At 66.4% G+C, this 470-nt stretch carries 1 pseudogene; it reads right to left on the bottom strand.

The features are described from left to right. Positions 1-189 precede the first annotated feature (189 nt). Positions 190-470 (bottom strand): annotated as a pseudogene (locus K7711_RS47115) (hypothetical protein); the annotation flags it as partial.

Consider the following 470-nt stretch of genomic DNA (forward strand, 5'->3'; position numbering starts at 1 on the left):
GCGACGGCGGATAGGGCCGGTGCGGGCGGCATTCTCGGCGGCCAGGGCAACGATGACCCGCCAGGTGGGGGTCGGTGGCCAACTGTTCGACGGCCTCGATCTCCTCGCTGGTCATGGGTAGCAGAGCGAAGTCGACATCGCGGGCGTTGAACCCGACGGTTGGGTTGGTGAAGATCAGGCCCCGTTTTTTTACCGAACCGGAACAGCGAGCGAAGCGCGGTGGTGGCGCTGCGACGTTTCCAGCCGTGTAGTTGTTCCAATGCCGCGGCGATGTCGTGGCGGGTGACTCTCGCGCAGGTGGTCGTAGCGGGTTGCCCAGTGCTCCAGGAACGGTCGGGCCGAGCTGAAGTAGGCGCGCAGGGTCGATGGCGTCCGGGGGCGGGCGCGGGTGTCGCCGTCGAGCATGACCGTCAGCCAATGGCGGACTATTCCGGCGGATCCAGGAGTGAGATCTCTTGTGACACAGCCGC

This window comes from Nocardia coffeae (assembly GCF_019890715.1).
In the GTDB taxonomy this organism is placed as follows: Bacteria; Actinomycetota; Actinomycetes; order Mycobacteriales; family Mycobacteriaceae; genus Nocardia; species Nocardia jiangxiensis.